The following is an 18384-nucleotide window of genomic DNA, read 5'->3' as shown; positions in this document are numbered from 1 at the left end:
GGAAATCTCGAAAATGCGATTTTAACGCCGTGAGGCCAATGAAACCGCATTTAGCGCCGATTCTCATTTTCTTGCAAGGCCGCTGGCTTAACAGGCGGTTAAGCGCCTTCTTAACGGGCTTATTCGCGCAATACTTACCCGCGTCACCGAAGCATGGCTTGCGGAAATGAACCTCTTTTTAACTTCAGTAATGAACTGGAAACAAATCATATCAGCGCATTAGCTGGAAAGCGCCAAGGTTCTGCACCAGCCGAATCGGGTACGCGGGCAGATAAGGTGTCTGTCGCTTTTGCTTTCGGATTTCAATTAACCAGCCGCGCCCGTCCTCGGTCTGGTCGCGCCCGAGGTTGAGCCCGATGATTTCGGAGCGGCGCAGGCTCCGGCAAAACCGACGAGCGGCATGGCGCGGTCGCGCAAGCCCGGCAGCGTGCCACGATCCAGCGTCTCCAGCATGGCGACCAGGTCTTCCGGAAGAATGGCTTCCTTCTGCCGAGGCGTGGAAGAGTGGCGGTTGCGGTTTCCAGTCGGCGGCATAGGCGCGTCGGGTATTGGCAGAGTTCGCCGCCTCGACATAGCCGCGGGCACGATCGGTGACATCCTGCAAATGTGCGGGTCGCCAGCCATCATTATGCCGCCTCGATATCGGTGCGCGAAAAGTCCTCGCCGATGAAGAGAAGCGGTTCGTCCGCACGCTTTGCCAAAGCGTAGGAAAAACAATCGGCAAAATTCAATGCCGCCGGATGGCGGCCCTTGCCGTAAGTAAGCCAGGCCTGTGTCGCCAGATCCACCAGATCGGCGTCGACCGGAACGATGTCGGCCTCGATTCTGGCGAGCCACAGATCGATCTCGGCAAGTGCGTGTTCGCCGCGCCGGCTGACCAAGACCATACGCGTCTCAAGAACACATGTCGCGGGGACCAAACGAATAGGGTTGGCGACGACCGTTCTCTCGAGCGTTGCGGCCTCTGGTTCACTGCGCAGGATCGCGACAATCGCAGAGGTATCGATCACCATCAGTTCGGAATTCCATGCTCATCGTAGCCGATGATTTCTTCATCGCTTCGGCTGTCGAGTTCGGGCAATCGCGCCACTCGCCCACGGATCGCCTGTATCTCGGTGAGCAGACGCTCCTGCGCCACATCGCCGTATCCCATGCGATGTAGACGCTCCGTCAAAGCCTGATGAATGGCTGCGGTCTTGCTGATACCTTGCCGCCGCGCAAGCTCGTCAACGAGAGCGACTGTGGCGGGGTTTTTGATATTGAGCGACATGACAGCTCCGATATTTCTACCTTTTGAGGCATTTCTACCCTAAATTTCGATCGCTGTCAAAACTCCGCGGCGGCGCTCTTTGCAATCCCGGCCCGCGGCTGGCCTAATTGTCTTCGAACACCAGGCGTTCGCCGATCGCCAATTCGAGCAGGGCGTGCATTGTCTTTTGCTGATGCAGAAAGTGCAGCCGATCAACGACCGCATCGTGCGATGCGATCAGCTCTGCTTCATTCAAGTCTCCAGGGTCTGTCCCGTGCATTTTAGGCCTCCGTCCAGGTCAATCGTCGCTCCGAAAACCGGCCAATGCAATCGAGGATCAGCGCTACCCACGGCATCGTTCAGCGATGCAAAGGTCTCGCCTTGCCACCCGTTCTGCCCCACTTAACCGAGTCGCTTCCGACCTAATCGGCCGGCCCCATTTTTACACCCCATTTAAGTCCATCCATCAACAGGCGGATCAGCCTGCGCGAGCGTTCCCGCCATTCCGGCGAGTCGGGCATCGAATAGATGCTGGAAAGCGCATGCAAGAGGTCGGTGCTCTCCACGTCGCTGCGGATCATGCTCTTTGCGGCAGCGTTGTCCATCAACTGTCGAAGAGCCCCGGAGATGATGCCGGCGCTTTCGGCAAAGAGCTCCGAGTTGCAATTCAGCAAAATGCGCAGGCTTTGTGCCATACCGCGCTTGGCGGCAATGTAGTTGACGAAACGGTGCATCCATTCTTCAAGGGCCTGGTCCGCCGGATGTGTTGCCGCCAGATCGCTGGCGGCCGTCGCCAAATTCTGCAGCTCCCGCCGATAGACAACTTCGACCAGATGTTCGCGCGTCGGAAAGTGCCGGTAGAGCGTTCCGATACCGACGCCGGCACGCCGGGCGACCTCCTCCAGCGAACCTTCGACGCCATGATCGGCGAAGACGTCGGCGGCAACAGCAATGAGTTTGTCGCGGTTGCGCAACGCATCGGAACGCATGCGTCTTTCGGGTTTCGTCTCGCTTCCGGCTATTGCCTTTCCGGTCAAAAGCCTCTCCTGCGGATGAGGACTTGACGCTGCCGCGCAAGCCGCTAGTTTAATCGGAGGCACCTCCGCTTAACTTGAGGGCCCTGCACCTGTTATCGCAGAAAGAGGCGGAATGTCATGTCTCAATTGCGCAGGCGCCACGAGGTGAAAGCAAATCCCGCAGAGACCGAAACCAGATTTTAGCTGGCGCAGGCGCTTTGCAATTCAAGACCCGGCTATTTTCAATGACGGCGCAAAATTCCTCCGTCGAGGCAGGAGAACACCATGACCCGGACAATCAACCTCAGGCTTGATATCAACGGTGCATCGCACGCGCTTGCTGTCGATCCACGCGTGACGCTGCTCGATGCATTGCGTGAACATCTGGCGCTGACCGGCACGAAGAAAGGCTGCGACCACGGGCAGTGCGGCGCTTGCACCGTCCATATCGACGGCAGGCGCGTGCTTGCCTGTCTCACGCTTGCGGCCCAGGCTGAGGGGCGGCAAGTCACGACAATCGAAGGCCTTGCCGCGGCAGACGGCACCCTTCATCCGGTGCAGGCGGCGTTTCTTGAGCATGATGCTTTCCAGTGCGGCTATTGCACGCCGGGCCAGATCATGTCGGCGGTTGCCTGCATTGGCGAGGGTCATACGGGCTGCGATAGCGAGATCCGTGAATATATGTCCGGCAATCTCTGTCGGTGCGGAGCCCATAACAGCATCGTAGCGGCGGTGCGCGAAGCTGCGGAGATGGCGCGATGAAAGAGTTTTCCTATTTGCGCGCATCGTCGGCCGATCAAGCCCGTGAGGCGGCCGCCCGGCAAGGCGCGATGGTCATTGCAGGCGGCACCACGCTGCTGGATCTTGCCAAATGCGGCATTGCCGCGCCGGAAACGGTCGTCGATATCACATTTCTTTCCGGGCTGGACGCAATCTCGTCGACCGAGACAGGCGTTACCATCGGCGCGCTTGCCAAGATGAGCGCGGTCGCCGAGCATCGGGTCATAAGAGAAGCGTTCCCTGCGATCTCGCAATCGCTGTCGCTGGCGGCATCCGCCCAGCTTCGCAACATGGCGACGATTGGTGGCAACCTCCTGCAGCGCACCCGCTGTCCGTATTTCCGCGACCCGGCGGTCTTCAAGGCTTGCAACAAGCGCGAGCCGGGTTCGGGATGTTCGGCGATTGGCGGAATGACCCGCAACCACGCCGTCCTCGGCACCAGCGAGCACTGCATCGCGGGTAATCCCGGCGATCTCGCGGTGGCGCTCGTCGCGTTCGACGCGGTGATCCATCTGGGCGTGCGGCAGATTGCTGTCGACGACTTCTTTCTGGCGCCGGGCAACACGCCGCAACTGGAGCATAAAATTGAACGCGGTGAACTCATCACCGCCATTTTCATCCCCGCCTCGCAAGCAGCCCGAAGATCGATTTATCTCAAGGTCCGCGACCGGCAATCCTACGAATTTGCTGCCGCCAGCGCTGCTGTCGGCCTTGAGCTGGAAGAGGATGGCAAAACGATCCGCGACCTTCGTGTTGCGCTCGGAGGCGTTGCGACAAAACCGTGGCGCGCCCGCGCGGTCGAACGCGCCTTGATCGGCAAGACCGTCGAACCGGCGGCGATCGCAAAAGCAAGCGTGCTTGCCATTGAGGGCGCCATCGACCATGGCGCCAACCGGTACAAGATCGACCTGGCGCCACGTGTCGTTGCTCGCGCCATAGAAAGATTGGGAGGTCTGGCATGACCGTCATGGAACCGAAAATCAAACGCGGTGATGCAGCAGATGGCGTGCTCGGAGGCCGCCTGTCGCGCTTGGATGGACCGGCAAAGATCACCGGCAAGGCAAACTACGCGCTCGAAAATCAAATCGACGGCGTCGTTCACGGCGTGATGGTCCAGAGCACGATTGCGGCAGGCACAATCAGCTCGATGGACATCTCTGCAGCTGAGGCATCGCCCGGCGTGCTGCTCGTGCTGACCCCGGACAACATCATGGAGCTGAAATCGGCAACCACCTGGGCCGGCACGCCCGGTCCTGAAGGTCCTTATCTCGCGCTGACCAACGAGATTACCTTCAGTGGGCAGCATGTTGCAGCCGTGTTCGCCGAAACGCTGGAACAGGCGACCGCTGCCGCGGCGTTGATTAAGGTGCGCTACGACGAGAAGCAGGCCATCTTCGGCTTCGATGATCCACGGGCCGGGGAGGGTATTGCGGTCGAGCAAATGACGATTGAATGGGGTAACGCCGAATTGGCGCTGGCTGAAGCTCCTGTTCGGATCGAAGCTGAATATAAGACACCGCGTGAATACAACGTGCCGATCGAACCCCATGGGCTGATCGCCAAATGGGACGGCGATGTGCTGACGCTTTGGGAACCGAGCCAATGGGTGGATGGCATGGCGCGCAGCTATGCCGAGTGGTTCGAATTGCCCTTCGAGAATGTGCGGATCATCTCGCCCTATATCGGCGGCGGTTTCGGTTCCAAGGCACTCTCGTTGCCGCATGCAGCGCTTGCGATCATGGCCGCACGGAAGCTCGACCGTCCCGTCAAGCTCGCGGTCACCCGTGCGCAGACATTCACTGCCTTCGGCGGCCGCCCTGCCACCCGGCAAACGCTGGCGCTCGGCGCAACGAAGCAAGGAAAGCTGCTTTCGATCGTCCAGCGCGGTGCCAATGAAACGGCGATGACGGGTGTGGCCGTCGAGCCGCTCGGTGCCGTCACCTCGATCATGTATGACGTGCCGAACTTCAGCTCGAGGCAGAACATCGTTCCTGTGCATACGGTTCTGCCCGGCGCGCTTCGTGCTCCCGGCGAAAATCCCAGTGCATGGGGCCTGGAGTCGGCAATCGATGAACTCGCCTATGAAGTCGGCATCGACCCCGTCGAGATCCGTTTGCTGAACTATGCCGAGCGAGACCCGCATGCCAAGATCCCTTGGTCGACGAGACAACTGCGCGAAGCCTTTGCCGTGGGTGGCGAGGCCTTCGGCTGGTCGAAGCGCTCGCCAAAGCCGCGTTCCATGCGGGACGGCAACGCGCTGATCGGCTGGGGTGTGGCGGCAGGCACTTATCCGGTGCGCCGCACGCCTGGTGAGGCACTTGTGCGAATCCTTGCCGATGGTACGGCGGAGATTGCAAGCAGCGGCATCGACATGGGCCAGGGGACCTATACCATCATGGCCCAGACTGCCGCTGAAGTCCTTGGCATCCCCGTCGAGCAGATCCACGTCAAGCTCGGCGACTCGGCCTTGCCGAGGGCGCCCGTCGCTGGCGGCTCGCAGCTTGCAAACCTGATGACGGGTGCCGTTCATAAGGCCGCCCTTGCCGCGCGCGACGAGTTGATCGGGCTTGCTCTCAACGATCAGAATTCGCCGTTCCGGGACGCGCAGGCCAATACGCTCACGATCTCTGAAGGCCGGATCTTGCCGCCGAGGGGAGAAGGTGATGGCGTTGCGATTGCAGACTTCATGCGGCAGATCGGCCGTGAGAAGGTCGAGACGCTGCGTGACACGCTGCCGGAAGACAAGCGGGATGGAAAAGACCGCTACGACAACTTTACGACGATGATGACAATGAAGGCGCCGACTGAAGGCGGCTATTCGCTCCATAGCTGGTGTGCGCATTTCGTCGAGGTTCGCGTCGATGAAGATTTCGGCACGGTCCGCGTCTCGCGCATGGTTTCCGCGCTCGATTCGGGAAGGCTCTACAACCCGAAGCTCGCCGAAAGCCAGTGGCGGGGCGGCATTATCATGGGCATTGGCCAGGCGTTGCTGGAGGAAGGTATTGTCGACGAACGATATGCCCGCGTGATCAACAACAATCTGGCCGACTATCTCGTGCCGACCAATTCGGACGTGCCCGACCTTCAGGTGATTTCCGTCGGCATCCCCGATTACCGTGCCTCGGTGCTCGGCGGCAAGGCTGTCGGCGAATTGCCGATCGTCGGGGTGGCACCTGCGATCGCCAACGCCGTCTTTCACGCGACCGGCAAGCGCATCCGTTCGTTGCCAATCACGCTGGAGAAGCTCATCTAGGCTGGGTGCTGCGAATAAAGAACGCTCCCACAGCTCCGGCAAGGCCGGGCCAGGGAGCGTTGCGGTTCTCCCGGCAGCGGTTTTTCCTCAAGCGTCGAGCGCAGCGCCCGTCTCAGAGTTTGCCGGATCGACAGTCATATCCCGGCGCTCTGCGGCCTGGGCCATCGCCTTGACGAGGGAAAGGACCTTTTCACGCACGGTTGGGTCGGTGATCTTCAAGAAAGCGCGATTAAGCGCCAGCCCCTCCTTCGAACGCAGGAATTCTCCGACCGGGTCGAAGTTTTCGGAGGGCTCCAGTCCGTCGAGGCTCAGCGGCTGCGCGGCGTCCTGCTGGAAGAAGAAGCTCGGCGGTACGGCAAGTACTTCGGCAATCTTTTGCAGCCGGCTTGCGCCGATGCGGTTCATGCCCTTCTCGTATTTCTGCACCTGTTGAAAGGTAACGCCGATCTGGTCGGCCAGCCGCTCCTGGCTGAACCCCAACAGCAGTCTCCGCATCCTCACGCGCGAGCCCACGTAGACGTCGATTGCATTAGGAGCTTTTGCGTTCATTTTTGGGTTCCATGGACTGTGTTGACGGGGCGCGCCGTTTCGAGGCGGCATTTCGGGCAGAATGATAGTGTATGAGCACATAGGAAAATTCAATTGGTACTTTCTTGTGGCGGAATCATTCGTGCAGGAATACAGGCGTTCCAGCGAAATTAAAGCATCAGCGTACCAAACTTGGGAAAACTGGGCTGTAACTGACGCGCAAGTTGCGCTAAATGCTCTCTTTGCGGCCGCCGAGAGCTTCCCCAGGGCTCCAGTCGCCGGATTCATCTTATGAAGAAGTGATCGGCGGCACGCGCAGCGGTCCGCAGGAGAAATGCCTATGGCCGTATTGAGCGAGACTTCCCCCCGTTTTGAGAAGACGACGATGTCGATCCTCGTGGCTGTGAGCTTCTGCCATATGCTGAACGACATCATGCAGTCGCTGCTTTCTTCGCTTTATCCGCTCTTCAAGGCAAACTACGATCTCGATTTCGTCCAGATCGGACTTCTGACGATGACGTTCCAGGTCACGGCTTCCCTGTTGCAGCCCTTTGTGGGGATCGTCACCGACCGCTGGCCGATGCCTTATTCTCTCCCGGTCGGCATGGCCAGCACCTTCTGCGGCCTGATCCTGCTCGGCAATGCCGCAAGTTTCGAATTGTTGCTGGTTGCTGCGAGCCTCATCGGTTTTGGTTCGGCCGTCTTTCATCCGGAATCCTCGCGCGTTGCGCGTCTTGCCTCCGGCGGCCGTCACGGTTTTGCGCAATCCTTCTTCCAGGTCGGCGGCAATGCCGGCCAGGCCATTGGGCCGCTGATTGCCGCCTTCGTCGTGCTGCCGCTCGGCCAGCACAGCGTCTCCTGGCTCTCCGCCATCGCGATGATCGGCATCGTCGTGCTCGGCTGGGTCGGCAACTGGTTCATGAGCCACCGCCGGCAGAATGCCGGAAAGCCTGCGGTGAGCCGTGCGCTGCCCTTGCCGCAGAACAAGGTGATCATTGCGCTCATCATTCTCGTCTTGCTGACGGCGACGAAGAACGTCTACATGGCGAGCGTGTCGAGCTACTTCACATTCTACGTCATCGACAAATTCCAGCTCGATGTGCAGCAGGCCCAACTGATGCTGTTCCTCTTCCTCGGTTCGGTCGCTGTCGGCACCTTCCTCGGCGGGCCGATCGGGGATCGCTTCGGCTCCCGTTTCGTAATCTGGTTCTCGATCCTTGGGGTTATTCCCTTCGCATTGCTGCTGCCTTATGCAAACCTCTTCTGGACCGGTATCCTCAGTGTCGTGATCGGCCTTGTCTTTGCCTCTGCGTTCTCGGCGATCGTCGTCTTCGCGCAGGAACTGGTGCCGGGTCGCGTCGGCCTGATCGCCGGCGTCTTCTTCGGCTTCGCCTTCGGGGCGGGGGGACTGGGTGCTGCCTTCCTCGGCGATTTCGCCGACAGCCACGGCATTGAGTTCGTCTACCGGATCTGCTCGTATTTGCCGCTGCTCGGCCTGCTCACGGTTTTCCTGCCGCGCATTCCGAGGCACAAGGCCGTCTGATCCGGCTCCCCCAAATCTCGACCGCAATGCTTTCCCGCCCCGGTGTGAAAGCCCTAGAGATTTAATTTCTCGGATCAAACCGTAATAGAATACTATTTCTATGGATTATAGTCATTGTTGCTAGGCTTTCCGGATCGCCATTGCCGAGGAGAGCAACATGACCGACACTCGCCGAGAGCTCAAGCTTGGAGCCTTTCTCTATCCGACCGGCCACCATGTTGCCGCCTGGCGCCATCCCGATGCACAAGCCGATGCCGGCTCCAACTTCACCCATTATGTCGCGCTTGCGCAGGCTGCCGAAGCTGCAAAATTCGATCTCATCTTCATGGCGGATGGTGTCGGTACCCGCGGCACGGACATCGAAGCGCTGAGCCGTACCGCCATCCGCTACGTCGCGCAGTTCGAACCGATCACCCTGCTTTCGGCACTTTCCGCCGTAACGAGGAGTATCGGTTTTGTGGCAACCGCCTCCACGTCCTACAACGAGCCTTATCATATCGCCCGCAAATTTGCCTCCCTCGATCACATCAGCGGCGGTCGGGCGGGCTGGAACCTCGTTACTTCGTCGAGCGAACATGAGGCCCACAATTTCGGCCGCGACGAGCATTATGCCCATGCCGAACGCTACGAACGCGCCGAGGAATTCGCCGACGTGGTGCGCGGCCTTTGGGATACCTGGGAGGAAGATGCCTTCCCTCGCGACAAGGAAAGCGGCATCTATTTCGACCCCGACAAGCAGCATATCCTCAATCACAAGGGCAAGTATTTCAAAGTCCGCGGGCCGCTGAACGTTGCCCGTGCGCCGCAGGGACATCCGGTGCTGGTTCAGGCAGGCTCCTCCGAGCCCGGCAAGGAACTTGCCGCCCGCACCGCGGAAGTGGTCTTCACCGCCCACCAAACGACCGAGGATGCGCGCGCCTTCTATGCGGACCTCAAGGGCAGGCTCGCAAAATACGGCCGCGACCGCGACGATCTGAAGGTCATGCCCGGCATCTTCCCAGTCGTCGGGCGTACCGAGCAGGAGGCCAAGGACAAGTTTCAACAGATCCAGGATCTCATCCACCCGGCCGTCGGACTGTCGATGCTCGCGGGCATGGCAGGCTCGATCGATCTGTCGCAATATCCGCTGGACGGCCCAGTGCCGGAGCTTCCCGAAACCAACAGCAGCAAGAGCCGCCAGAAATTGCTGCTCGATCTTGCGCGCCGCGAGAACCTCACCATCCGCGACCTTTATCTTCGCATCGCCGGCGCCCGCGGTCATTACCAGGTCGTCGGAACGCCGGTGCAGATTGCCGACAAGATGGAGGAGTGGTTCACGACGGGGGCTGCCGACGGCTTCAACATCATGCCGCCGCATCTGCCGGTCGGCCTTTATGATTTCATCGAGCATGTTTTGCCGGAGCTTCGCCGCCGCGGCCTTTTCCGCAGCGACTACGAAGGCCGGACGCTTCGTGAAAATCTCGGGCTCGGCGTGCCGCACCATCCGGCCCGCGCCCAGATCGCTGCCGAATAAGGGGAGGAAACAACATGACCAGTTCGACCCATCTCGAAATCCGCAGCGTCACCCGCGACTTCCAGGTGAACGGCAACAAGCTCACCGCACTCGACGATATCAGCCTTGATGTCGCAGAGGGTGAATTCGTGACGATCGTCGGCGCCAGCGGCTGCGGAAAATCGACGCTGCTGCGCCTTGGCGCCGGACTCGATACGGCCTACGTCGGCTCGATCACCCATGCCGGAAAAAGAGTAACCGGTCCCAGCCTCGCTCGCGGCATCGTCTTCCAGGAGCCACGGCTGTTTCCCTGGCTGACCGTCGGCCGCAATGTTGCGCTCGGGCTTGAGAACGCCGGCCTTGGCACGGCCGAAAAGAAGCGTCTCGTCGAGGAGCATCTGGAGCTGGTCGGCCTGTCGGCCTTCGCCGATGCCTATCCGCACCAGCTGTCGGGCGGCATGGCCCAGCGCGCGGGCATTGCCCGCGGGCTTGTCAACCGGCCGAACGTGCTTTTCCTCGATGAGCCCTTTGGCGCGCTCGACGCGATCACCAGGACGCGGCTGCAGGACGAGCTTCAGGAAATCTGGGCCAGGGAGCGCATCACCATGATCCTCGTCACCCATGATGTCGAGGAGGCGGCCTATCTCGGCGACCGCGTCGTCGTGATGTCGCCACGTCCCGGCCGCATCCGCGAGATTGTGCCTGTCGATCTGCCGCGGCCGCGCGACCGGACCTCGGCAGCACTTTCTAAAGTCCGCAACCGCGTGCTCGAAAGCCTCAGCACCACGACGAAGGCTGGCCCACAGCAGAGCCCCGGTGTTCCCCCCAAGGCCCGCAAGGTGGCTGGACTGCGTCCAGCCATTGCCGCAGCCGGCTAAATTTGACGAAACGGAGAGAAATTATGAAACTTGCATCCCTTGCCGCAGGCATTGCGCTTGCACTTGGCCTCTTCACTGATGCGCTAGCTGAGGAGCCACTCGTCATTCATGTCGGCTATGCGGCAATCGGCGTCGATAACCGGCCTTACTCGGAGGGCACATCGGCGGCCACGGCGCGTGCTGGTGAATACCTGGAGAAGGAATTCGCAAACGATCCGAATATCAAGATCGAATGGACATTCTTCAAGGGCGCCGGCCCGGCGGTCAATGAGGGCTTTGCCAACGACCAGCTCGATTTCGCCTACCAGGGCGACCTGCCCTCGCTGATCGGGCGGGCAACCGGCTTGAAGACCAAGTACCTGCTGGCAAGCGGTGCCCGCAAGCCACTCTATCTTGCTGCCGCAAAGGCCTCCGGCATCACAAGGATCGAGGACCTGAAGGGACGCAAGATCGCCCTGCAGCGCGGCACGAATGGTCATCTTGCCGCCATCAAGGTGCTTGCGGCTCACGGACTGAATGAGCGCGACGTGCAGGTCGTCAATCTCGACAGTGCCGGAACGGTCGCTGCGCTGACGAGCAAGGACATCGATGCAGCCTTCGGCGACACGCAGCTCATCAACCTGGCGGCCAAGGGTGCAGCCGACATCATCTACACGACCAAGGGCGATGATCCGCGCTTCGGTCGCAATGCCGGCGTGATCGGCCGCCAAGCCTTTATCGAGGCGCATCCGGAAATAACGCAGCGCCTCGTCGATGCCTTCGTCAAGGCGGCGAAATGGTCGTCCGACGAGCCAAATCGTCCCGCGCTTTTCGAACTCTGGCACAAGTCCGGCACGCCGGTTCCGATCCTGGAGGAATATTTCAGCAACGACACGCTGGCTTACCGCAACTCGCCACTCATCGATGACCTGCTGGTGTCGCAGTACAAGGAGCAGGCGGTAAAGGGCAAGGAGTTCGGTCTCATCCGCCGCGATGTCGATCTCAACGGCTGGTTCGAGCCGAAATACTTGAACAGCGCGATCGAACGGCTCGGCCTCAAGGATTTCTGGCAATCTTACGGCGCAGATGGAAAACCTCACGCATCGTGAGCTGACGCAAACGGAGACGGGCATGGCTGCAATCTTCGAGGCCGACGGCGATGCCGGCATTCGCATGGCGCGACGACGGCGAAGCCGCGCCGTCTTCGGCGCAGCCGGTCTGGTCCTGCCTGCCGCGCTTCTTGGCCTCTGGTGGGTGGCCTCGGCAAAGGGCTGGCTTGCAGAACAAATCCTGCCGCCGCCTTTCTTCGTCTATGAGACGGCGCGCGACATGATCGCAAGCGGCGAACTTCTCTTTCACGCCGGCGTTAGCCTTCGCCGTGTGGTGATCGGCTTTGCAATCGGTTCCGTGGCCGGGCTTTGCCTCGGTATCGCGATCGGCCTGTCGCAGAAAATCGAGGACTATGTGAAGCCGCTCTTCCTTGCCTTTGCGCAAATCCCGACGCTCGGCTGGATCCCGTTGCTGATGCTTTTTGTCGGCATCGGCGAAACGCTGAAGATCATCATCATCGCCAAGGGAGCGCTCGTGCCGATGACGCTGAATACCTTTTCCGGCATCCGCGGCGTATCGCCAAAATACGTCGAGGTCGGCGAAGCGCTGTGTTTCAGCCGCTGGCAAAGATTGCGGCTGATCGTGCTCCCGGGCGCCGTCCCCTCGATCTTTACGGGCGTCCGCTACGGTCTAACCCATTCCTGGACCTCGCTTGTCGGGGTCGAACTGCTCGCTTCGTCCGAAGGACTTGGCTATCTGCTCGTCTGGGGCCGGCAGATGTTCTGGCTCGATACGGTCATCGTTGCCATGATTGTCATCGGCCTCGTCGGCTTTGCCATGGACAAGGGCTTGGATCGCACCGAAATGCTGATCCAGCGCTGGAAACGTCAGGAGATATGACATGACGGTGGCACTCTCCGTCCGCTTCCGCCGCGGCGTCACACTGCCGGTCCTTCTTCTTGTTGCATGGGAAGTATCGGCCCGTACTGGCCTTGCCGACCCGCGGTTCCTGCCTTCTCTTAAAGACGTGGCGCTGACGGCCAAGCGTGAGATTTTCGACAACGGCCTCTTTGCCGAACTCGGCTTTTCTTTGATGCGCAATATCGCCGGTTTCTGGATCGGCACCGTCCTAGGCATCGCTTTGGCAACGCTGCTTGCGCTCTCGCGTCCCGCCGACCGGCTGATCTCACCCACCTTCAACGGCCTGAAGCAGATTTCGCTGCTTGCGTGGATCCCGCTCATTTCCGTCTGGTTCGGCTTCGGCGAGCAGGCGAAGATCGTCTTCGTGGCACTTGCCGCCTTCATCCCGATTGTGCTCAACACCTATGAAGGAATGCGCAGCGCTCCCGCCGATCTCATTGAAGTCGGCCGCGCGCTGAAATTCACGACCCGTCAACGTATCCTGCGCATCCATCTGCCGTCGGCCATGCCGTCGATTGCCACCGGCGTGCATCTCGGGCTGATCTACTCCTGGCTTGCGACGGTGGGTGCTGAATATTTCCTCGCCGTCGGCCCGGGCATCGGCGGGCTGGTCATCGCCGGCCGCGAGCGTTTCGACATGGCCCTTGTCATGGTCGGCGTGTTCGTTCTCGGCCTGGTCGGCTTCTCGCTCAACCGTCTCGCCTATGCGCTTGAATCCTACCTCCTGCGCTGGCGGCCGAGACAGGCGCGATAGGCGCCACGCTGGGCATGGAAATCGCCAGTTTCCTGCGTAAATTATCCTAAGGCCCTATCGCGCCGTATGCGGTTCGAGTGATAGCGTGCGGCCAAAAGGAAATGCCGGAGGAAAACATGGCCAAGAAGACGACCGCGGATTGGGCGGCATTGGCGCAGAAGGAGCTGCGCGCTCAGCCTGAGACGCTGACCTGGCACACCCCAGAAGGCATCGACGTCAAGCCGCTTTACACGGCCGCCGATATCGAAGGGGCGGGGCATCTCGACTCCCTTCCGGGATTTGCACCGTTCGTCCGGGGTCCGCGTGCGACGATGTATGCCGGCAGGCCCTGGACGATCCGCCAGTATGCCGGTTTTTCGACGGCCGAAGAATCCAACGCCTTTTACCGTCGCAATCTCGCCGCCGGCCAGAAGGGCCTCTCCGTCGCCTTCGATCTCGCCACCCATCGCGGCTATGACAGCGACCATCCGCGCGTCGAAGGTGACGTCGGCAAGGCCGGTGTCGCAATCGACTCGGTCGAAGACATGAAGATCCTCTTTGACGGCATTCCGTTAAACGAGATGTCCGTGTCGATGACCATGAACGGCGCGGTCATTCCGATCCTTGCCTCCTTCATCGTCGCAGGCGAGGAGCAGGGCTGCTTAAGGGGCGATCTTTCCGGCACCATACAGAATGACATTCTCAAGGAGTTCATGGTCCGCAACACCTATATTTATCCGCCTGAACCTTCGATGCGGATCGTCGCAGACATCATTGAGTATACGGCGAAGGAAATGCCGAAGTTCAATTCGATCTCGATCTCCGGCTACCACATGCAGGAGGCGGGTGCGACACTGGTTCAGGAGCTTGCCTTCACGCTGGCCGATGGCCGCGAATATGTGCGGGCGGCAATCGCCAAAGGTCTCAATGTCGACGACTTTGCCGGACGTCTTTCCTTCTTCTTTGGGATCGGCATGAACTTTTTCATGGAGGCGGCGAAGCTGCGCGCGGCCCGGCTGCTCTGGGCGCGGATCATGGAGGAGTTCGAGCCGAAGAAATCGTCCTCGTTGATGCTGCGCACCCATTGTCAGACCTCGGGCGTGTCGCTCCAGGAGCAGGATCCCTATAACAATATCATCCGCACTGCCTTCGAAGCGATGTCGGCGGTGCTGGGTGGCACGCAGTCGCTGCACACCAATTCCTTCGACGAGGCGATCGCGCTGCCGACGGAATTTTCCGCGCGCATCGCCCGCAACACGCAACTCATCCTGAGCCATGAGACAGGTGTCACCAGGGTCGTCGACCCGCTCGCCGGCTCCTATTATGTCGAGAGCCTGACGCAGGAACTGGCAGACAAGGCATGGGCTCTGATCGAGGAGGTCGAGGCACTTGGCGGCATGACACGCGCAGTCAACGACGGCCTGCCGAAGCGGTTGATCGAGGAAGCCGCCGCGCGGCGGCAAGCTGCGGTGGACAAGGGCGATGAGGTTATCGTTGGCGTTAACAAGTACCGCCTCGAAAACGAAGAGCCGATCGACATCCTGGAAATCGACAACAGCGCCGTGAGAGCCGCGCAGATCAAGCGTATCGAAGAGACGAAGCGGCGGCGCGACAGCGCCAAGGTCGCCCAAACGCTCGCTGCGCTTGTCGATGTCGCCCGCAGTGGAAAAGGCAATCTCTTGGCTGCGGCCGTCGAGGCGGCCCGTGCGCGCGCCACCGTGGGCGAGATCTCCGATGCCATGCGGAAAGCCTTCGGCGATCACGCCGCGACGCCAAGGGTCATCAAGGATGTCTATGGCGAAGCCTATCGCGACGAGCCGGAGCTTGCGGTCTTGAAGAGCCGCATGTCGGACGTCAGCGCGGCGCTCGGCCGCAGGCCGAAGATCATGGTTGCCAAACTTGGCCAGGACGGCCATGACCGCGGTGCCAAGGTGATCGCATCGGCGTTCGGCGATATCGGTTTTGACGTGCTTGCCGGTCCGCTTTTCCAGACGCCGGAAGAGGCGGCGCAAATGGCGATCGGCGAAAACGTCAACGTCATCGGTGTCTCGTCGCTTGCCGCCGGCCACAAGACGTTGCTGCCGCAGCTCGTCGATATCCTGAAAGCAAAGGGCGGCGGCGATGTCATCGTCATTTGTGGCGGTGTCATCCCGCGCCAGGACTATCAGTTTCTGGCTGATCACGGTGTTTCTGCCGTTTTCGGCCCCGGCACGCATGTGCTCGACGCCGCCAACTCCGTGCTGGATCTTATGCAGGGAATCCGGCGCAACCAGTAGATTCCTGGCCGGCATTTGCCCGCTGTTGCAGGCGATCGACAGGATCTTACTGCGTGGTATTTTTTGATACGCGCAGGCCAAGCCGGAAGCGGAAATCGCCGAACCTACGTCGCTTGCCGGATGTTGCCGGGCCAAGCTTTTTTCTTCGCCGGTTGCCGTCGAGGTGACCGCCAGATGGGGCGCTAAGCTTAGCCTTGCTGCATCGGTTTCGAGGAACTGATGGATCGGGCGACTATCGCCAAGGCAAGAGCCGTTGTTGGACTGCCGGCAGGAGGTTAGCGAAGCAGCCCGGCTGCGCGCAGCGCGTCATTGATGATTTTGCCGACCCGGCTATCGCCGGGCTCCGGTTGAGGGCTTCGTCGCTCTCTTGCGCCAACCGATTTCCGAGCGCCAGACCCCTCGGCAGCGGCGAACTCTGTTGCTTCGACATCGGAATCGGAAGCGAGGCCCCAACTGCGCGCAATGCGCGCGGTTGACGAAATGCCCGCCTCAAGCATGTAGGGCCCCGGTCGGCCGAACGAGGAGCCGCCTTGGGTTGCAAGAGGAAGGCCATGCGCCATGCCTTTGATGGAATAGGTTTCGATGACCATTCGCCCATCGGCATCGTACCAGACCTTGTGCTGGTGCCCATTAGCCACTTCCGTGCGATCCGGCTCTTTACGTGTCGCGTGAACGCCGCTCCACTGATCCACGATCTGATCTGCATTCCTCGGTCGCACTGTTTGATCATGCGTTCCATGCCACACGGATACAGTCGGCCACGGACCTGCGTGATGTCCGGCACGCTTCAACGCGGACCGGAGCTTGGCGGCGCTCGACGGATTTCGCCCCTGCATTTGTGCGAACGCTTCTGCAACATTGGCCGCCGCGCCATAGGGAAGTCCCGCGATGATCGCGCCGCCGGCGAACATCTCAGGATAGGTCGACAGCATCGCGTTCGCCATGGCGCCACCTGCTGAAAGACCCGTCACGAAAACCCGGTTTGGATCGATGCCCTGTGACTGAACGACATGTGCGACCATTTGGCTGATGGATGCGGCTTCGCCCGCACCGCGTCGTGCATCCCCGGGTTCAAACCAATTGAAACAGAGGTTCGGGTTGTTCGAGTGCTGTTGTTCTGGATAGAGAACCGCAAATCCCCGCCGCTCAGCGAGCTGCGACCATCCAGAACCCAGTGCGTATCCTTTAGCTGTCTGGGTGCAGCCATGGAGGGCTACGACGAGCGGGGTTCGCGTATCCATATGTGTCGGGAGGAACAGCCAAGCCTTGAGCGCGCCGGGATTGGATCCGAATGCTGCGATCTCGACAAGGCGTTCGTGAGGTGAATCTCGAAAGGACACATGCTTCTCCTTGAGCCAACAAAGGCGCCGAGGATACATATAGGGACGATTGCTGCAGTGCACAAATGCGGGAGGCCAAATGCCGCAGATCCAGGCGGCCGAACTGGGCCGGAGCTATGTCAGGCGTGAAGCAGCCCGCGCGCGGCGAGGTTTGCCATCAAAGCCGAAATGCCGAACGTCCATGGGGGGCATTCGGTGGAAAGGCGAACGGTATTGACAAGCGTTCCAAGCCCAGATGAGGAGATCTCGACCACATCGCCGACCTTGTGCGTAAAGCCCTGGTTGGGGGCGTCGCGGTCCTGCGTCGGGGCAAACAGGGTGCCGAGGAACAGCATGAACCCATCCGGATACTGATGATGAGGCCCGCAGGTCTGCCTGACGAGATCGGTCGGGTCGCGGCTGATCTTCGACATTGAGCTCTTTCCGTTGAGAACGAAGCCGTCCTGGCCGGTGACCTTCAGGTCAAGCTCGGCCTTGCGGACCTCGTCGAGGCCGTAGGTGGCGTCGAACAGGCGAACGAAAGGACCGATCGAGCAGGAGGCATTGTTGTCCTTCGCCTTGCCGAGCAGCAGCGCCGAGCGGCCTTCGACATCGCGCAGGTTGACGTCGTTGCCGAGGGTCGCGCCCTTGATTTCGCCGCGGCTGTTGACCGCAAGCACGATTTCCGGTTCCGGATTGTTCCACGTCGAAATCGGATGCAGGCCAACATCGGCACCCCAGCCGACGGAGGAAAGAACCGGCGCCTTGGTAAAGACCTCGGCATCCGGGCCGATGCCGACTTCGAGATATTGCGACCACATGCCTTCGTCGATCAACGCCTGCTTGACCTTTGCCGCTTCCGGAGAGCCTGCTTTGATGTTGGCGAGGCTGCCGCCGATCAGTGTGCCAACGCGGCTCCGGATCGAGGCTGCGCGATCCGGATTGCCGGCAGCTTTTTCCTCAATGACGCGCTCGATCATCGATTGGGCAAAGGTCACACCGCAGGCCTTCACGGCCTGAAGGTCTGCCGGGGCCAAGAGATAAGGCCTGGCAGCGTCCGGCCTGCCGGTGCTGTTTGCTGCCACTGTTTCGAGTGAAGCAAGCCGATTGCCATCCGCTTGGCGCACGAAACCTGCCGGGTCGGCTTTCTCCAGAAGCGCGCTCAATGTCGGGGCTTGCCTGGACGTTATGTCGACTATTTCTCCGGCGCGGATCGTGACAATCGCCGGACCGGCTGCCTGCGGATTCCAGACGCGGCCGACAAACAGGCCGCCCGATGAGGCGTCGTCGAGAAGCTGAGGCATGATGACCTTCCGTCGCAGTCGAGCTTTTGCTCATGTGATTAGAAATTCGCCGCCCTCCAGCAG

General features: G+C 60.6%; 17 protein-coding genes and 1 pseudogene. 10 read left to right on the top strand and 8 right to left on the bottom strand.

Features of this window, described 5'->3' with window-relative positions; genetic code table 11:
- Positions 1–246: 246 nt before the first annotated feature.
- From QA644_RS33420 to QA644_RS33400, 5 genes and pseudogenes are all read right to left on the bottom strand, one after another.
- A pseudogene (locus QA644_RS33420) lies at positions 247–643 on the bottom strand (hypothetical protein); the annotation flags it as partial.
- Positions 627–1013: a type II toxin-antitoxin system VapC family toxin gene (locus QA644_RS33415; RefSeq protein ID WP_133939282.1), complete on the bottom strand. Its 387-nt coding sequence runs from the start codon at positions 1011–1013 to the stop codon at positions 627–629. The gene QA644_RS33415 and the pseudogene QA644_RS33420, both read right to left, overlap by 17 nt.
- Positions 1013–1270, bottom strand: coding sequence for a type II toxin-antitoxin system VapB family antitoxin (locus QA644_RS33410; protein WP_283073242.1), 258 nt, complete (start codon positions 1268–1270; stop codon positions 1013–1015). Before QA644_RS33410 ends, QA644_RS33415 begins: the two co-directional genes overlap by 1 nt.
- A 103-nt stretch (positions 1271–1373) precedes the next feature.
- A complete protein-coding gene (locus QA644_RS33405) occupies positions 1374–1529 on the bottom strand; it encodes a hypothetical protein (protein WP_283073241.1) in 156 nt (51 codons plus the stop codon).
- Positions 1530–1671: 142 nt separating this feature from the next.
- A complete protein-coding gene (locus tag QA644_RS33400) occupies positions 1672–2238 on the bottom strand; it encodes a TetR/AcrR family transcriptional regulator (RefSeq protein ID WP_283074086.1) in 567 nt (188 codons plus the stop codon).
- Positions 2239–2550: 312 nt separating this feature from the next.
- Between QA644_RS33400 and QA644_RS33395 the strand changes: the two genes are divergently transcribed.
- Genes QA644_RS33395 through QA644_RS33385 form a run of 3 tightly spaced genes read left to right on the top strand, consistent with a single transcriptional unit; the run spans position 2551 to position 6298 of the window.
- Positions 2551–3027 (top strand): (2Fe-2S)-binding protein, encoded by a 477-nt coding sequence (locus QA644_RS33395; protein ID WP_194731847.1) that lies wholly within the window; start codon positions 2551–2553, stop codon positions 3025–3027.
- Entirely contained in the window at positions 3024–4007 is a 984-nt protein-coding gene (locus tag QA644_RS33390; RefSeq protein ID WP_283073240.1) for a xanthine dehydrogenase family protein subunit M, read from the top strand. Before QA644_RS33395 ends, QA644_RS33390 begins: the two co-directional genes overlap by 4 nt.
- Positions 4004–6298: a xanthine dehydrogenase family protein molybdopterin-binding subunit gene (locus QA644_RS33385; RefSeq protein WP_283073239.1), complete on the top strand. Its 2295-nt coding sequence runs from the start codon at positions 4004–4006 to the stop codon at positions 6296–6298. The genes QA644_RS33390 and QA644_RS33385 overlap by 4 nt, the downstream gene beginning before the upstream one ends.
- A gap of 87 nt (positions 6299–6385) precedes the next feature.
- Here the strand turns inward: QA644_RS33385 and QA644_RS33380 are convergent, their stop codons facing one another.
- Positions 6386–6847 (bottom strand): helix-turn-helix transcriptional regulator, encoded by a 462-nt coding sequence (locus QA644_RS33380; protein WP_283073238.1) that lies wholly within the window; start codon positions 6845–6847, stop codon positions 6386–6388.
- Positions 6848–7166: 319 nt separating this feature from the next.
- On the opposite strand from QA644_RS33380, the gene QA644_RS33375 reads away from it, so the two are divergent.
- From QA644_RS33375 to scpA, 7 genes are all read left to right on the top strand, one after another.
- A complete protein-coding gene (locus QA644_RS33375) occupies positions 7167–8369 on the top strand; it encodes an MFS transporter (protein WP_074072960.1) in 1203 nt (400 codons plus the stop codon).
- 157 nt (positions 8370–8526) lie between these two features.
- Entirely contained in the window at positions 8527–9882 is a 1356-nt protein-coding gene (locus QA644_RS33370) for an LLM class flavin-dependent oxidoreductase (RefSeq protein ID WP_283073237.1), read from the top strand.
- Between the two features lie 14 nt (positions 9883–9896).
- Positions 9897–10739, top strand: a complete 843-nt coding sequence (locus tag QA644_RS33365) for an ABC transporter ATP-binding protein (RefSeq protein WP_283073236.1) — start codon at positions 9897–9899, stop codon at positions 10737–10739.
- Between the two features lie 23 nt (positions 10740–10762).
- A complete protein-coding gene (locus QA644_RS33360; RefSeq protein ID WP_194731840.1) occupies positions 10763–11827 on the top strand; it encodes an ABC transporter substrate-binding protein in 1065 nt (354 codons plus the stop codon).
- Positions 11828–11849: 22 nt separating this feature from the next.
- Positions 11850–12668: an ABC transporter permease gene (locus QA644_RS33355; RefSeq protein ID WP_283073235.1), complete on the top strand. Its 819-nt coding sequence runs from the start codon at positions 11850–11852 to the stop codon at positions 12666–12668.
- 1 nt (position 12669) lies between these two features.
- Positions 12670–13443, top strand: coding sequence for an ABC transporter permease (locus QA644_RS33350; RefSeq protein WP_283073234.1), 774 nt, complete (start codon positions 12670–12672; stop codon positions 13441–13443).
- Positions 13444–13559: 116 nt separating this feature from the next.
- Positions 13560–15698 carry a methylmalonyl-CoA mutase gene (gene scpA / locus QA644_RS33345; protein WP_194731837.1) on the top strand — a complete coding sequence of 713 codons (2139 nt, stop codon included), beginning with the start codon at positions 13560–13562 and terminating at the stop codon, positions 15696–15698.
- Positions 15699–15973: 275 nt separating this feature from the next.
- Here scpA and QA644_RS33340 read toward each other — a convergent pair whose 3' ends face one another.
- Entirely contained in the window at positions 15974–17038 is a 1065-nt protein-coding gene (locus QA644_RS33340; protein ID WP_283073233.1) for a PHB depolymerase family esterase, read from the bottom strand.
- Positions 17039–17157: 119 nt separating this feature from the next.
- Positions 17158–18324 (bottom strand): fumarylacetoacetate hydrolase family protein, encoded by a 1167-nt coding sequence (locus QA644_RS33335; protein ID WP_283074085.1) that lies wholly within the window; start codon positions 18322–18324, stop codon positions 17158–17160.
- Positions 18325–18384 lie beyond the last annotated feature (60 nt).

It is taken from the genome of Rhizobium sp. CC1099 (assembly GCF_029714385.1).
In the GTDB taxonomy this organism is placed as follows: domain Bacteria; phylum Pseudomonadota; class Alphaproteobacteria; order Rhizobiales; family Rhizobiaceae; genus Rhizobium.
The sequence above is the reverse complement of the archived record's forward strand: the minus strand, read 5'-3'. Positions and strand labels throughout refer to the sequence as shown.

What these genes read in the sequence shown, in the direction of transcription:
- QA644_RS33415 (WP_133939282.1), bottom strand. Translation starts at nt 1,013, where the DNA reads ATGGTGATCGATACCTCTGCGATTGTCGCGATCCTGCGCAGTGAACCA.
- scpA (WP_194731837.1), top strand. Translation starts at nt 13,560, where the DNA reads ATGGCCAAGAAGACGACCGCGGATTGGGCGGCATTGGCGCAGAAGGAG.
- QA644_RS33355 (WP_283073235.1), top strand. Translation starts at nt 11,850, where the DNA reads ATGGCTGCAATCTTCGAGGCCGACGGCGATGCCGGCATTCGCATGGCG.
- QA644_RS33410 (WP_283073242.1), bottom strand. Translation starts at nt 1,270, where the DNA reads ATGTCGCTCAATATCAAAAACCCCGCCACAGTCGCTCTCGTTGACGAG.
- QA644_RS33380 (WP_283073238.1), bottom strand. Translation starts at nt 6,847, where the DNA reads ATGAACGCAAAAGCTCCTAATGCAATCGACGTCTACGTGGGCTCGCGC.
- QA644_RS33375 (WP_074072960.1), top strand. Translation starts at nt 7,167, where the DNA reads ATGGCCGTATTGAGCGAGACTTCCCCCCGTTTTGAGAAGACGACGATG.
- QA644_RS33390 (WP_283073240.1), top strand. Translation starts at nt 3,024, where the DNA reads ATGAAAGAGTTTTCCTATTTGCGCGCATCGTCGGCCGATCAAGCCCGT.
- QA644_RS33365 (WP_283073236.1), top strand. Translation starts at nt 9,897, where the DNA reads ATGACCAGTTCGACCCATCTCGAAATCCGCAGCGTCACCCGCGACTTC.
- QA644_RS33350 (WP_283073234.1), top strand. Translation starts at nt 12,670, where the DNA reads ATGACGGTGGCACTCTCCGTCCGCTTCCGCCGCGGCGTCACACTGCCG.
- QA644_RS33360 (WP_194731840.1), top strand. Translation starts at nt 10,763, where the DNA reads ATGAAACTTGCATCCCTTGCCGCAGGCATTGCGCTTGCACTTGGCCTC.
- QA644_RS33385 (WP_283073239.1), top strand. Translation starts at nt 4,004, where the DNA reads ATGACCGTCATGGAACCGAAAATCAAACGCGGTGATGCAGCAGATGGC.
- QA644_RS33400 (WP_283074086.1), bottom strand. Translation starts at nt 2,238, where the DNA reads ATGCGTTCCGATGCGTTGCGCAACCGCGACAAACTCATTGCTGTTGCC.
- QA644_RS33395 (WP_194731847.1), top strand. Translation starts at nt 2,551, where the DNA reads ATGACCCGGACAATCAACCTCAGGCTTGATATCAACGGTGCATCGCAC.
- QA644_RS33370 (WP_283073237.1), top strand. Translation starts at nt 8,527, where the DNA reads ATGACCGACACTCGCCGAGAGCTCAAGCTTGGAGCCTTTCTCTATCCG.
- QA644_RS33405 (WP_283073241.1), bottom strand. Translation starts at nt 1,529, where the DNA reads ATGCACGGGACAGACCCTGGAGACTTGAATGAAGCAGAGCTGATCGCA.